This window comes from Streptomyces bohaiensis (assembly GCF_012033785.1).
In the GTDB taxonomy this organism is placed as follows: Bacteria; Actinomycetota; Actinomycetes; order Streptomycetales; family Streptomycetaceae; genus Streptomyces; species Streptomyces bohaiensis.
This window is the reverse complement of sequence record NZ_JAAVJC010000001.1, coordinates 33,771-47,483: the sequence shown is the minus strand read 5'-3', so window position 1 is coordinate 47,483 and position 13,713 is coordinate 33,771. Positions and strand designations below refer to the sequence as shown.

Sequence of the window (13,713 nt, the reverse complement as noted above, 5' to 3'; positions counted from 1 at the left end):
CCAAAGTTCCGAGAGGTTGTTCGTGTCGGCCAGCACTCCCCGTACGATCCCTGCCGAGATCGCCGAAGCCGGCTCTGTGATGGCGCTCATCGAGCGGGGCAAGGCCGAAGGGCAGGTCGCTGGTGACGACATCCGCCGGGCTTTCGAGGCGGACCAGATCCCGTCATCCCAGTGGAAGAACGTCCTCCGCAGCCTCAACCAGATCCTGGACGAGGAAGGGGTGACGCTGATGGTGAGCGCGGCCGAGTCGCCGAAGCGCTCGCGCAAGAGCGTCGCCGCCAAGTCGGCGTCCAAGCGGACCACCACCAGGACCGTCGCCGCCAAGACGGTCTCCGCCCCCCAGACGGCCACCGCCTCCGTGGGGGACGGTGCCGAGGGCGAGCCCGCGACGGCGAAGAAGACCGCCGCCAAGAAGACGACGGCGAAGAAGGCCACCGCCAAGAAAACGACGGCGAAGAAGGCCACCGCCAAGAAGACCGCCGCCAAGCGGGCCGCGGACGACGTGGACCTCCCGGACGAGGCGGAGCTCGCCGACGGCCCGCCCCGGGGCAAGGGCGCCGACGGCAAGGTCGAGGGCGAGGGCAAGGAGGCCGAGGGCTTCGTTCTCTCCGACGAGGACGAGGACGACGCGCCGGCGCAGCAGGTCGCGGCGGCCGGTGCCACCGCCGACCCGGTCAAGGACTACCTCAAGCAGATCGGCAAGGTCCCGCTGCTCAACGCGGAGCAGGAGGTCGAGCTCGCCAAGCGCATCGAGGCCGGTCTCTTCGCGGAGGACAAGCTCGCCACCGCCGACAAGATCGCGCCGAAGCTCAAGCGTGAGCTGGAGATCATCGCCGAGGACGGCCGGCGCGCCAAGAACCACCTCCTGGAGGCCAACCTCCGGCTCGTGGTGTCGCTGGCCAAGCGGTACACCGGGCGCGGGATGCTGTTCCTGGACCTCATCCAGGAGGGCAACCTCGGTCTCATCCGCGCGGTCGAGAAGTTCGACTACACCAAGGGCTACAAGTTCTCGACGTACGCCACCTGGTGGATCCGTCAGGCGATCACCCGGGCCATGGCCGACCAGGCCCGCACCATCCGCATTCCGGTGCACATGGTCGAGGTCATCAACAAGCTCGCCCGCGTGCAGCGCCAGATGCTGCAGGACCTCGGTCGGGAGCCCACGCCGGAGGAGCTGGCCAAGGAACTCGACATGACGCCCGAGAAGGTCGTCGAGGTCCAGAAGTACGGTCGTGAGCCGATCTCGCTGCACACCCCGCTCGGCGAGGACGGCGACAGCGAGTTCGGTGACCTCATCGAGGACTCCGAGGCGGTCGTCCCCGCCGACGCCGTCAGCTTCACCCTGCTGCAGGAGCAGCTGCACTCGGTGCTCGACACGCTCAGCGAGCGCGAGGCCGGTGTGGTCTCGATGCGGTTCGGTCTCACCGACGGCCAGCCCAAGACGCTGGACGAGATCGGCAAGGTCTACGGCGTGACGCGTGAGCGGATCCGGCAGATCGAGTCCAAGACCATGTCGAAGCTGCGTCACCCCTCCCGCTCGCAGGTTCTGCGGGACTACCTCGACTGACGCCTGACGTCGGGCCCTGCGGGGGCCACGTCGGCGTGAAGGCCGCCGCACCGGAACCCGGTGCGGCGGCCTTCGCCGTGCCGGCGTGATGGAGAGAGCGTGGGCCGGCCCAGCCCCTCGTTGCGCCGTACGGGTGGGGCGAGCCGGGAGCGGGGGCCGCTGCGTCGAACGGGTGACGACGGCCGCGCCCGCCGCGGTCGAGGGGCGGTGCGAGGCCCTCGGGCGGGACGGAGGACAGGGCGCGCGCCGTCGCGCCCGGCGGCGCGCGGGGAACTGCCGACGAAGGGCTCCGCGCTTCCACCGGAGTTCGCCCGATCGGGTACCCGGGATGCGACGCACCGAGCAGTGAACGACCCTGGGTGATCAGACAAACCCGCTCGGTCAGGAGATTGCATGCGTCGTCTGCCCAGACTGCTACTCGCCGCGTCCGCGCTGTCGTTGCCGCTCACCCTGCTCCCGGGGGCCCCGGTCTCCGCGGGGGAGCTGGTCGTGGGCGGTCAGCCCGTCCGCGCCGAGGACCACCCGTGGACGGTGGCGCTCAGCAGCCGTGACCAGTTCGGCCCGGATCGGTCCGGCCAGTTCTGCGGAGGTGTGGTGGTCGCCCCCCGCACCGTCGCCACCGCCGCGCACTGCCTGGGGGCGGGCGGGCAGGCGGAGCCGGAGTTGCCGGCCGATCTCACGGTGATCGCCGGCCGCAGTGATCTCGGCCGCGGCGGGGACGCGGTCGGCGAGGAGGTGGCGGTCGCCTCGGCCTGGGTTCATCCCGAGTACGACGACAACCGGCAGACGCACGACATGGCACTGCTCACACTGGAGTCCGACCTGCCCGAGTCGTATGTGATCCGCCCCGCTCCGCAGGGTCACGAGGCGTACCTGCCCGGGAATGACGCCCAGGTCTACGGCTGGGGTGACACCAGCGGGGAGGGCGACTACTCGCGCCATCTGCTCGGCGCCGACGTGCTGATGGTCTCGGACGAGGAGTGCGCCGCCGCGTACCCCTCGGGCAGCCCGCGGTTCGAGAGCTCGGTGATGGTCTGCGCGGGGCTGGCGGAGGGTGGCTCCGACGCCTGTCAGGGGGACAGCGGCGGACCGCTCGTGGCCGATGGGCTCCTGGTGGGGCTGGTCTCCTGGGGGAGCGGCTGTGCGCTCCCGGAGCGGCCCGGCGTGTACACCAGGGGGTCGCTGGTGGCGGACGCCCTGGCGGACCGGCAGGCGGCCGCTGTGGCCTGAGGAAGCGGAGTGCAGCGGCGGGGTGGGCGGGGTCCGGTGCCGTGGTCACCGGTGTCGGGGCATGACGCCCGCCATGCCCGCAGGGCACGCGGAAGCGGGCGGCGGCCACCCTCGAAAGGGATGCCACCGCCCGCTGTGCTGCTCAGCCCGTCGGGTGGGTCGGGACGCGTCGCGTCGTTCCCGTTGGTGCGGCAGGCCGCCGGATCAGCGCTCCTCGTCGTTCGCGGTCTCGGGAGTCGCGGTGAGCTTCTCCGTCTCATCCTGTATCTCCGCGGCGATCTTCTGGAGCTCGGGGGAGAACTTACGGCCGTGGTGAGCGCAGAACAGCAGCTCCCCGCCGCTCACGAGCACGACGCGCAGGTACGCCTGGGCGCCGCAGCGGTCGCAGCGGTCAGCGGCCGTCAGCGGGGTCGCGGGTGTCAGAACAGTAGTCACGTCGCCTCTTCTCTAGCTCGACGAGCTGTCGTACCAGGGTCAACATCCAACCAGGCCGAAAACGTTCCCGCTCGCGGCTTATTCCTCAGGAAGTTCTCGCATCGACTGATACCTCCCGAAGCGGCTGAACGCTGCCGGGTGGCGGCGAAAGAGCCGTATGTGCGTTGGGTGCTCCGTGTCAGCCGTGTCGAAACACGGTGAGAGGGTCTTTCCGGTCTTCCGGGTCTTTCGGTCCTGCGGTGCTGATGCCGGCCTGCCCCGTGGTGGCTGCCGCCGACATCGTCCTCGTGAACAAGGACGTGCCCGGAGCCTAAATGGTTCATGCCTCGAAGGGAACGCGATGTCCACGTCACCCGATCGAGTTTTCGAACGCCTGTACCACTCTGGGGTACCCTGATCGCGCTCGCGGGTGGCCTGCTCACCAGCGCTACCAAGCCTCGGTACCCTCTGAGCGGCGAACCCGCCACCCCAGCAGAATTCAGCGAGGAGCGAACTGCGTGACCGCCGACACATCCGCCCCGACGACCGCACTGCTAACCGGCGGTGACACCGGGAGCAACTACACCGCGCGGCACCTGCTCGTCCTGGAAGGGCTGGAGGCGGTCCGGAAGCGCCCCGGCATGTACATCGGCTCCACGGACAGCCGCGGTCTCATGCACTGCCTGTGGGAGATCATCGACAACTCCGTCGACGAGGCGCTGGGCGGGCACTGCGACCACATCGAGGTGCTGCTCCACGAGGACGGCTCGGTGGAGGTGCGCGACAACGGGCGCGGCATCCCCGTCGACGTCGAGCCGAAGACCGGCCTCTCCGGTGTCGAGGTCGTGATGACCAAGCTGCACGCGGGCGGCAAGTTCGGCGGCGGCTCCTACGCCGCCTCCGGCGGCCTCCACGGTGTCGGCGCCTCCGTCGTGAACGCGCTCTCCGCCCGGCTCGACGTGGAGGTCGACCGCGGCGGCCGCACCCACGCCGTCAGCTTCCGCAGGGGAACCCCCGGCCACTTCACGAAGCAGGGGCCCGACGCTCCCTTCGACCCGGCGGGCGGCCTCGTCGCGGGCCGGAAGATCGCGAAGAGCCGCACCGGCACCCGGGTCCGGTACTGGGCGGACCGGCAGATCTTCCTGCGGGACGCCCGGCTCTCGCTGGAGACCCTCTACGGCCGTGCCCGGCAGACGGCCTTCCTGGTGCCCGGCCTCACCATCGTGGTCCGCGACGGGCGAGCGCCCGGCGACGACGGCGCCGGAGTCACGACCGAGACGTTCCACTACGACGGCGGCATCAGCGAGTTCTGCGAGTTCCTCGCGCCCGACAAGCCGATCAGCGACGTGTTGCGCCTGCGCGGTTCGGGGACCTTCAAGGAGACCGTGCCGGTACTCGACGACCGCGGCCACATGATCCCCACCGAGGTCCGCAGGGATCTCGAGGTGGACGTGGCGATGCGGTGGGGAACGGGCTACGACAGCACGCTGAAGTCGTTCGTCAACATCATCGCCACGCCCAAGGGCGGCACCCATGTCGCCGGCTTCGAGCGGGCGGTCACCCGCACCGTCAACGAGGTGCTGCGCTCCGCGAAGCTGCTGCGGGTGGCCGAGGACGACGTCGTCAAGGACGACGCCCTGGAGGGGCTGACCTCCGTCGTGACGGTCCGGCTCGCCGAGCCGCAGTTCGAGGGGCAGACGAAGGAGGTGCTCGGCACCTCCGCCGCCGCCCGGATCGTCGGCCAGGTCGTGGCGAAGGAGCTCAAGGCGTTCCTGACCTCGACCAAGCGCGACGACAAGCAGCAGGCACGCGCGGTGCTGGAGAAGGCGGTCGCGGCGGCCCGGACCCGGATCGCCGCCCGGCAGCACAAGGAGGCACAGCGCCGGAAGACCGCGCTGGAGTCCTCCGCGCTGCCCGCCAAGCTCGCGGACTGCCGCAGCGACGACGTCGAGCGCAGCGAACTGTTCATCGTCGAGGGCGACAGCGCGCTGGGCACCGCCAAGCTGGCCCGGAACTCCGAGTTCCAGGCGCTGCTGCCGATCCGCGGCAAGATCCTCAACGTCCAGAAGTCCTCGGTCTCGGACATGCTGAAGAACGCCGAGTGCAGTGCGATCATCCAGGTCATAGGAGCCGGTTCCGGCCGCACCTTCGACATCGACCAGGCGCGCTACGGCAAGGTGATCTTCCTCGCCGACGCGGACGTGGACGGCGCCCACATCCGGTGCCTGCTGCTCACGCTCTTCCAGCGCTACATGCGGCCCATGGTCGAGGAGGGCCGGGTCTTCTCCGCGGTCCCCCCGTTGCACCGCATCGAGCTGACGCACCCGCGCAAGGGGCAGGACAAGTACGTCTACACCTACTCCGACCGGGAGCTGCGCGACACGCTGCTCCGGCTCGACCAGGAGGGCGTCCGCTACAAGGAGTCCGTCCAGCGGTACAAGGGGCTCGGCGAGATGGACGCCGACCAGCTGGCGGAGACCACCATGGACCCGCGCCACCGGACCCTGCGCCGGATCAACATCAGCGACCTGGAGGCGGCGGAGCAGTCGTTCGCCCTGCTGATGGGCAACGAGGTCGCCCCGCGCCGTGAGTTCATCACCAACTCCGCCGCGACGCTGGACCGCTCACGCATCGACACCTGACGGTCGGCATCCGGCGGCGGTGGCTGCCGGGTGCCGTGACCGAACCGGGCGCCGCAGTGCCGTCCGCGGGTTCCGGCCGTCAGCGGGTTCCGGCCGCAAGGAGCGGCCGGACGGCGAGCACTGCCATGCGGGACTGCGGCAGCGCGGCGGCGCCGCAGCTCGCCGGGGAGGCGGGCAGGCTGACCCCCTCCGCCACCGTCACCTCCCAGTGGCGCCGGCTGTCGCGCCGTGCGACCGTCACGAGCCACCCGGGTGTCGGCAGCGCGGCGGTGGTGCTGCCGACGGCCGCATCGACGGCGGTCGTCCCGATGACCTCCAGTGCGTCGACGTCCGCCTCGGCAGTGAACTGCCGGACGGCCAACTCGGCTGCCTGCTCCGGCCGTTGCCAGCAGGACCGGCCACGGCAGCCGTCGACGACGGTGCGGCCCCGTGCCAGTTCGGCCAGTACGTGCCCGGCGGTTCCCGCCGACATCCGCCCCCAGGCGTAGCCGTGGGGCAGCGTCAGCATGGTGGGGGAGAAGCGGTGGCCGCCGATGTGCGTGGTCTCCCAGGTGTCGTGGCCGGCGGCCGCCAACTCCCCGGCGAGCGGCCTGCCCAGCACGGCGCAGCACCGGTCCCGCCGTCCGTTGGTGCACACCAGCGCGACGGGCCCCGCCGTGTGGGCCGCCCCGAAACCGCCGTGGTCGCCGCCGGCCAGTGCCGCCAGGTCCAGGTCGAGCAGTTCCCGCGGGTCGTCCGTCGACGCGGTGCGGACCCAGGAGTCGCCGGGCGCGGTATGGGCCAGCAGGACACGGCGGGCCGCACCCCCGGCTCCGGTGCGGCCGGGCCGCCGGATCAGTGCGGCGCGCACCCCCAGCGCTGCGGCCGCCTCCAGGTGCTCCCCGAGCACGGGGTCGAGACGGCTCCCGGTGAGGGCCTTGGAGCCCCAGGGGCCGGGCTGCTCCAGCAGCAGCCAGGTTCGGGCGGTCGCGGCGGTCCCGGCGAGGGACTCGGCCTGGTCGCGTGAGGCGCCGGAACAGAGGGTCACGAAAGGGGCCGCCTGTCAGTACGGGGGTGGTACACCGTCGAGCCTAGACCGGCCCGGGCGGCGGGGCCCGGCCGCACCCGTCCGCCCGTCCCGGTGGCGAATCCGACCGGTCACGGCACCGGGCGCGGCGGACGGGGGCCCCGGTAGCGGCCGCTCGGGCGCAGCCGCATGGCCGGCTCGGCGTACTCCTCCAGCGCGTGCGCCACCCAGCCGCTGGTGCGGGCGACCGCGAAGACGACCTGCCCCGCCTCCGACTCCATACCGCAGCCGACGGAGAGCGCGGCCAGGGCCAAATCCACGTTGCCGAAGGTCGGCCGGTGACGGCCGGCCGCGGCCACGATCCGGCGTGCGGCGCCCACGGCCGGCCCGGCACCCGGCACGTCCTCCAGCAGCGCGAACAACGTGGTGGCACGGGGGTCGTCGCCCGTGTAGAGCAGGTGGCCGACGCCGGGGACACGTGCGCCCTCGCGCAGCCGGGCGCCCACCACGGCCGCTGCGCCGTCCCCGGTGGCGTCGCGTTCCAACGCCTCGCGGACCATCCGGTGGGCGGGCGCCGCGGCCGCACCGTGGAGCGGGCCGTCCAGGGCGCCCAGCCCGGCGAGCGTGACGGCGTAGGGGTGCGCGCGGGCGGTGGCCGCGACGCGCGCGGCGAGCGTGGAGACGGCCATGTCGTGGTCCAGCAGCAGCACCAGCGCGGCGTCCAGGGCACGCAGGCCCGCGTCGGACGCCGGACGGGCGGTGAGCCGCGGCCAGAGCCGGCCGGCCAGCGGTGCGCCGTCCGGCGGCGGCGGACCCACGAGGGGGTGCGCCTCCACCAGGGTGGCGACGAGGGCGCGTGCCGTGGCGTGGACGGTGGCGGGCGTCAGGTCGGAGCGCAGCGGGTCACCCGCGGAGGCGGCGACCGTGGCGGCGTGCAGGCGGTCCTCCGCGGTCCTGGTCGCCGGAAGTGCCTCGACCGCCGCGCGGGCGGCGGCCACCTGGCCGGCGGGTGCGTCGAACCGGGTGCCCGGGACCAGCTCACCGGTCCACAGCCAGTGCGCGACCTCCTCGTAGCCGTGGCGGAGGGCGAGGGCGGAGCTGTCCACGCCGCGGTAGTAGCAGCGGTCGTCCTCGATCAGCGTCACGCCGGTGACGAGGGGCGCGTGCTGCGGGCCGACGGGCGCCGACCGCCGGCCCGACCGCCGGGAGAGGCCGTCGACCTCCGCCGCGTCGAAGGTGCTGCCGCGGCCGTGGCCCGAACGGTGCCGCCGGAGCAGGCCCCGGCTGACGTAGGCGTAGACGGTCTCGGGCTTCACCCCCAGCCGCTCCGCGGCCTGCTGCGTGGTGAGTCGCTCGGTCTCCGGGTCATCGGTCATGACATCATCCTCTCAATGTTGATTCAATCAACATTGACATCTATTGATCAATGGTTGACAGTCGGATCACGAAGGCCGAGGCCGGAACGCCGGGCCCCCGAGGCCGCCGCCGGACCGGCCCCGCCCTGCGGCCGGCTCCACCGGCCGACGCGGCATGACACCCACCCACCACCCCCATCCACCGCCGGGAGCAGCCATGACCACCCCACGCACCGACGTCCCCCGAGGACTGGCAGGAGTCGTCGTCACGGAGACGTCCATCGGCGACGTCCGGGGAGCCGAGGGCTTCTACCACTACCGGCAGTACTCGGCGGTCGACCTCGCCCGGACCCGGAGCTTCGAGGACGTCTGGTACCTGATGGTCCACGGCGACCTGCCCGACGCCCCACGCTCCGCCGCGTTCGCCCGCCGCACCGCGGCCGCGCGCGAGGTCCCGGAGGCGGTCCGGGGACTGCTGCCGGCCCTGGCCGCGACGGGCGGCGGGCCGCTCGCCGGGCTCCGTACCGCGCTCTCCGCCACCGGCGCCGCCCTCGGGCTGCGCCCGGTCTACGACCTCGCCCCCGAGGAGCGCGCCGAGGACGCGCTGCGCCTGTGCGCGGTGGTGCCCACGCTGCTCACCGCGCTCCACCGGCTCCAGCACGGCCTCGAACCGGTCGCCCCCCGCTCCGACCTCTCCCACGCGGCGAACTACCTGTACATGCTCAGCGGCCAGGAGCCGGACCCGCGCCACGCCCGAGCGGTCGAGCAGTACCTCGTCTCGACCATCGACCACGGCTTCAACGCCTCGACGTTCACCGGGCGGGTCATCGCCTCCACCGGCGCCGACCTCGCCGCCTGCCTGACCGGCGCCGTCGGGGCGCTCTCGGGCCCCCTGCACGGCGGCGCGCCGAGCCGGGCCCTGGACACCCTGGACGCCATCGCAGACCCCGGCCGCGCCGACTCCTGGGTCCGCGAACAGGTGCTCGCCGGGGCGCGCATCATGGGGTTCGGCCACCCCGTCTACCGCACCGAGGACCCCCGGTCGCGGATGCTGCGGGAGATCGCGCAGGGGTTCGGGGGCGACCTCGTGGACCTCGCGGTGGCCGTGGAGCAGCGGGTCGAGGCGGTGCTCGCCGAGCTCAAGCCCGGACGCGCCCTGCACACCAACGTCGAGTACTACGCGGGGGTCGTGATGGAACTCTGCGGCCTGCCGCGGGAGATGTTCACCCCCACCTTCGCGACCGCCCGGGTGGTCGGGTGGAGCGCCAACGTGCTGGAGCAGGCGCAGGACGGGAAGATCATCCGGCCGGCGGCGCGCTACACCGGGCCCACCCCGCCCCGTCCCGTGCCCGCGCTCTGAGCCCTGGGCCGTCGCCTGCGGGTGGCCGACGCGGACCGGGCGGGTTGCCTAAGCTGGACCCCGCCCGCCGCCGCGGCCCGCCGTCCGAGGCCGGGCCGCGGCCCGTCGAGGAAGGACGCCACGTGCCGCAGCACGGCCCCCATCACCGCGCCGAGGACGACCGGGACGAGACCGCGGCCGCCGGCCCGGCCGGTGCCACCGCCGGCGGGCGGATCCCGGTCCTGGTGCTCGCCGGCTTCCTCGGAGCCGGCAAGACGACGCTCCTCAACCACCTGCTGCACAACCGCGAGGGCGTTCGTATCGGCGCCGTGGTCAACGACTTCGGTGCCATCGAGGTCGACGCGATGGCGGTGGCCGGCCAGGTCGACGCGATGGTCTCCTTCGGCAACGGCTGCCTGTGCTGCGCGGTCGACCCGGCGGAGCTGGACACCGCGCTCGCGCGGCTCGCCGACCCCGCCGCCCGCATCGACCTCGTGGTCGTGGAGGCGAGCGGGCTCGCCGAGCCGCAGACGCTCATCCGCACCATCCTCGCCAGCGCGGACCGGCGCATCGTCTACGGCGGCCTGGTCGAGGTCGTCGACGGCGCCGAGTTCGCCGACACCCGCCGTCGTCACCCGGAACTGGACCGGCACCTGGCGGTGGCGGACCTGGTGGTGCTCAACAAGACCGACCGCACGCCGCCCGGGGAACGGGAGAAACTGCGGCGGCTGGTGGGCGGGTTGGCCGGGACGGCCCCTGTCGTCGAGACGCAGCACGCACGCGTCGACCCCGGCCTGTTCTTCGACCGCGACGCGAGCCGGGCCCGCAGCCACCACGACGGCCAACTCTCCTTCGAGGACCTCCTCGCACCGGCCGACCGTACGGCGCATCCCCACGCCTCCTACCAGAGCGTGGAGTTCACGGCCGACGCGCCGTTGAGCCCACGCCGGCTGATGGCGTTCCTGGACCGCCGACCGGCGGGGCTCTACCGCCTCAAGGGGGCGGTGCACCTGGGCGCGGGCGGCGAGGACCGGCGCTGGGACGTCCACTCCGTCGGCGGCTTCCTGCGCTTCCAGCCGCTGCCGTGGCGGAGGGACGAGGCAGTCGGCACCCGACTGGTGATGATCGGGAGCGGCCTCGACGCAGTGGCGCTGCGGGCCGAACTGGCCGCCTGCGTCGGCCCCGACCCGGACGAGACCGGCCCTGCGGCGCTCTACGGGGTGCTCCGGTTCACCGACGACCCGGCGACCGGACCGGGAGACGACGGGCAGCCGGCGGACGTCGGAGCTCCGGCATCCGCGCCGACCGGCCCGGAGCTCGCCGATCTGCCGGAGCTCGCCGATCTGCCGGAGATCGAGGATCCGCCCGCCTACTCGGACCTGCCGGAGATCGAGGACCCGCCCGCCCACGCGGGCCACCCGGTCGGGAGCTCACCGGCGTAGCCCGGCACGCCTCGGCCGGGGGAGCGGACCTCACAGCCCGCCCCCCCCCGGCCGGCAGACTGCTAGGAAGTGCCGCCGATGACCTCGATCGGCTTCGACAGCGGTGTGCCCGAGCCGTCGCGCCGCGGGTCCTCGGCGGGCAGCGCCGCCGCCACCCCGCCGGGGCCGGCCGCCCGCGCCGGCAGTGAACCCGCCCAGGCGAACTCCAGTCGGCTCTCGCCCTTGAGGAATCGCTGGCAGCGCACCCCGCCGGTCGCCCGACCCTTGCGGGGGAACTGGTCGAAGGGCGTCATCTTCGCGCCGCCCCCCTCGTCGAGGGTCCCGTCGCTGTTCGCGACCGTCACCACCACCGCCTCGGACCCCGGGTCCACGGCGGTGAACGAGAGCACCTTCACGTCGTCGGCGAGCTTGATGCCCGCCATGCCGGCGGCGGGCCGCCCCTGCGGGCGGACCTGCCCGGCCTGGAAGCGCAGCAACTGCGCCTCCTCCGTGATGAAGACGAGGTCCTCCTCGCCGGTCCGCAACTCCGCGCCGCCGACGATGCGGTCGCCCTCCTTGAGGGTGATGACCTCCAACTCGTCCTTGGTGAGCGGGTAGTCGGGCACGACCCGCTTGACGACGCCCTGCTCGGTCCCGAGCGCGAGGCCGGGAGAGGACTCCGAGAGGGTGGTCAGGCAGACGATGCGCTCCCCGTCCGCCAGCGACAGGAACTCCGCCAGGGGCGCACCGGCCGAGAGGTCGCTGAAGCCCTCCGCGGGCAGCAGCGGCAGGTCGACGACCGACAGCCGCAGCAGCCGCCCGGTGGAGGTGACGGCGCCCACCTCGCCGCGGACCGTGGCGAGGACGGCCGAGGCGACCACGTCGTGCTTGACGCGGCGCCCGCCGTCCCGGAGGACGACGGCGGGGTCGACGGTCCGCGCGACCAGGCCCGTCGAGGAGAGCAGCACGCGGCAGGGGTCGTCCGGCACCTCCAGCGGCACGTCGGCGACCACCGCGCCGTCGGCGTCGGCCAGGACGCTGCGCCGGGGGGTGCCGTACTTGCGGGAGATCTCGGTGAGTTCGGAGGAGACGAGCTTGCGCAGTTCGGCGTCGGACTCCAGGATCCCCGTCAGTTCGGCGATTTCCGCGGTGAGCTGGTCCCGTTCGTTCTCCAGCTCGATGCGGTCGAACCGGGTCAGCCGCCGCAGCGGCGTGTCCAGGATGTACTGGGTCTGGATCTCCGAGAGGCCGAACCGTTCGATCAGTCCGTCCTTCGCCGCGGCCGCGTTGTCGCTGGCGCGGATGATCCGGATCACCTCGTCGATGTCCACCAGCGCGACGAGGAGCCCCTCGACGAGGTGGAGCCGGTTCCGGCGGCGGGTGCGGCGGAACTCGCTCCGTCGCCGTACCACCTCGAACCGGTGGTCGAGGTAGACCTGCAGCAGTTCCTTCAGCCCGAGGGTGAGCGGCTGCCCGTCGACGAGGGCCACGTTGTTGACGCCGAACGACTCCTCCATCGGCGTCAGCTTGTACAGCTGCGCCAGGATCGCCTCGGGGTGGAACCCGTTCTTCACCTCGATGACCAGCCGCAGGCCGTGCGAGCGGTCGGTGAGGTCCTTGACGTCGGCGATGCCCTGGAGCTTCTTGGCGTTGACCAGGTCCTTGATCTTGGAGACGACCTTCTCCGGGCCCACGGCGAACGGCAGCTCGGTGACCACCAGGCCCTTGCGGCGCGGGGTCACCTGTTCCACCGCCACGGTGGCACGGATCCGGAAGGTGCCGCGGCCCTTGGTGTAGGCGTCGCGGATGCCGTCGAGGCCGACGATCTGCCCGCCGGTGGGGAGGTCGGGGCCCGGCACGAAGCGCATCAGGGTCGCCAGGTCGGCGCCCGGGTGCTTGATGAGGTGCTTGGCGGCCGCGATCACCTCGGTGAGGTTGTGCGGCGGCATGTTCGTGGCCATGCCGACGGCGATCCCGGAGGCGCCGTTGACCAGCAGGTTCGGGTAGGCCGCCGGCAGGGTGACCGGCTCCTGCTCGCTGCCGTCGTAGTTGGGCGCGAAGTCGACCGTGTCCTCGTCGATGGAGGCCACCATCAACCCGGCCACCGGGGTCGACCGGCACTCGGTGTACCGCATCGCCGCCGGCGGGTCGTCGTTGCCGAGCGAGCCGAAGTTGCCGTGGCCGTCGACCAGCGGCACCCGCATCGAGAACGGCTGGGCCATGCGCACCAGGGCGTCGTAGATGGCGCCGTCGCCGTGCGGGTGGAGCTTGCCCATCACCTCGCCGACCACCCGCGCGCACTTCACGTGCGCGCGCTCCGGGCGCAACCCCATGTCGTGCATCTGGTACAGGATGCGTCGGTGCACCGGCTTCAGACCGTCGCGGGCGTCGGGCAGCGCGCGCGAGTAGATCACCGAGTAGGCGTACTCCAGGAAGGAGCCCTGCATCTCGTCGACGACGTCGATGTCGAGGATGCGCTCGTCGAAGTCGTCTGCGGGCGGGGTCTTCGTGCTGCGGCGGGCCATCGCGGCGCGGCTCCTTCGGGGGCATGGGTGGGCGGGCGCACCGACTCCGGCCCGTCGACCGGCGCGGTGCTGCGGACCATTGTGGACCGCCGCGCGGACAGCGGGGCGCCGGGACCCGGTTGCGCGGGTTTCCCACGGCGGGTCGGCGGGTACCGCGACGTGGCCCACATCGGCCGTCGGCACGCATACAGTGACTGCGAGCCAGGAGGATCGA

Annotated in this window: 9 protein-coding genes; 5 read left to right on the top strand and 4 right to left on the bottom strand. The window is 72.7% G+C overall.

Going from position 1 to position 13,713, the window contains the following annotated elements:
- Window positions 1–22 precede the first annotated feature (22 nt).
- A complete protein-coding gene (locus tag HCN52_RS00230; protein ID WP_312876460.1) occupies window positions 23–1,567 on the top strand; it encodes an RNA polymerase sigma factor in 1,545 nt (514 codons plus the stop codon).
- A gap of 393 nt (window positions 1,568–1,960) precedes the next feature.
- Window positions 1,961–2,797: a serine protease gene (locus HCN52_RS00225; protein WP_168086259.1), complete on the top strand. Its 837-nt coding sequence runs from the start codon at window positions 1,961–1,963 to the stop codon at window positions 2,795–2,797.
- Between the two features lie 204 nt (window positions 2,798–3,001).
- Here the strand turns inward: HCN52_RS00225 and HCN52_RS00220 are convergent, their stop codons facing one another.
- Complete coding sequence (locus HCN52_RS00220) at window positions 3,002–3,232, bottom strand: DUF7455 domain-containing protein (protein WP_167968213.1); 231 nt, start codon at window positions 3,230–3,232, stop codon at window positions 3,002–3,004.
- Between the two features lie 497 nt (window positions 3,233–3,729).
- Here HCN52_RS00220 and HCN52_RS00215 point away from each other — a divergent pair, with 497 nt between their 5' ends.
- On the top strand, window positions 3,730–5,853 hold the full coding sequence (locus HCN52_RS00215; protein WP_168086258.1) for a DNA gyrase/topoisomerase IV subunit B: 2,124 nt from the start codon (window positions 3,730–3,732) through the stop codon (window positions 5,851–5,853).
- 79 nt (window positions 5,854–5,932) lie between these two features.
- Here the strand turns inward: HCN52_RS00215 and HCN52_RS00210 are convergent, their stop codons facing one another.
- Together HCN52_RS00210 and HCN52_RS00205 are read right to left on the bottom strand one after the other, a co-directional pair.
- Complete coding sequence (locus HCN52_RS00210) at window positions 5,933–6,880, bottom strand: ferredoxin family protein (protein WP_168086257.1); 948 nt, start codon at window positions 6,878–6,880, stop codon at window positions 5,933–5,935.
- 110 nt (window positions 6,881–6,990) lie between these two features.
- Window positions 6,991–8,235, bottom strand: a complete 1,245-nt coding sequence (locus HCN52_RS00205; RefSeq protein WP_168086256.1) for a citrate synthase — start codon at window positions 8,233–8,235, stop codon at window positions 6,991–6,993.
- Window positions 8,236–8,431: 196 nt separating this feature from the next.
- Here HCN52_RS00205 and HCN52_RS00200 point away from each other — a divergent pair, with 196 nt between their 5' ends.
- Complete coding sequence (locus HCN52_RS00200; RefSeq protein ID WP_168086255.1) at window positions 8,432–9,574, top strand: citrate synthase/methylcitrate synthase; 1,143 nt, start codon at window positions 8,432–8,434, stop codon at window positions 9,572–9,574.
- A gap of 212 nt (window positions 9,575–9,786) precedes the next feature.
- Window positions 9,787–10,995 (top strand): CobW family GTP-binding protein, encoded by a 1,209-nt coding sequence (locus HCN52_RS00195; protein WP_312876465.1) that lies wholly within the window; start codon window positions 9,787–9,789, stop codon window positions 10,993–10,995.
- Between the two features lie 62 nt (window positions 10,996–11,057).
- Here the strand turns inward: HCN52_RS00195 and HCN52_RS00190 are convergent, their stop codons facing one another.
- Entirely contained in the window at window positions 11,058–13,499 is a 2,442-nt protein-coding gene (locus tag HCN52_RS00190) for a DNA gyrase/topoisomerase IV subunit A (RefSeq protein WP_168086253.1), read from the bottom strand.
- Window positions 13,500–13,713 lie beyond the last annotated feature (214 nt).

Coding starts and splice junctions, on each gene's coding strand:
- HCN52_RS00190 (WP_168086253.1), bottom strand. CDS start 13,499: ATGGCCCGCCGCAGCACGAAGACCCCGCCCGCAGACGACTTCGACGAG.
- HCN52_RS00200 (WP_168086255.1), top strand. CDS start 8,432: ATGACCACCCCACGCACCGACGTCCCCCGAGGACTGGCAGGAGTCGTC.
- HCN52_RS00225 (WP_168086259.1), top strand. CDS start 1,961: ATGCGTCGTCTGCCCAGACTGCTACTCGCCGCGTCCGCGCTGTCGTTG.
- HCN52_RS00205 (WP_168086256.1), bottom strand. CDS start 8,235: ATGACCGATGACCCGGAGACCGAGCGACTCACCACGCAGCAGGCCGCG.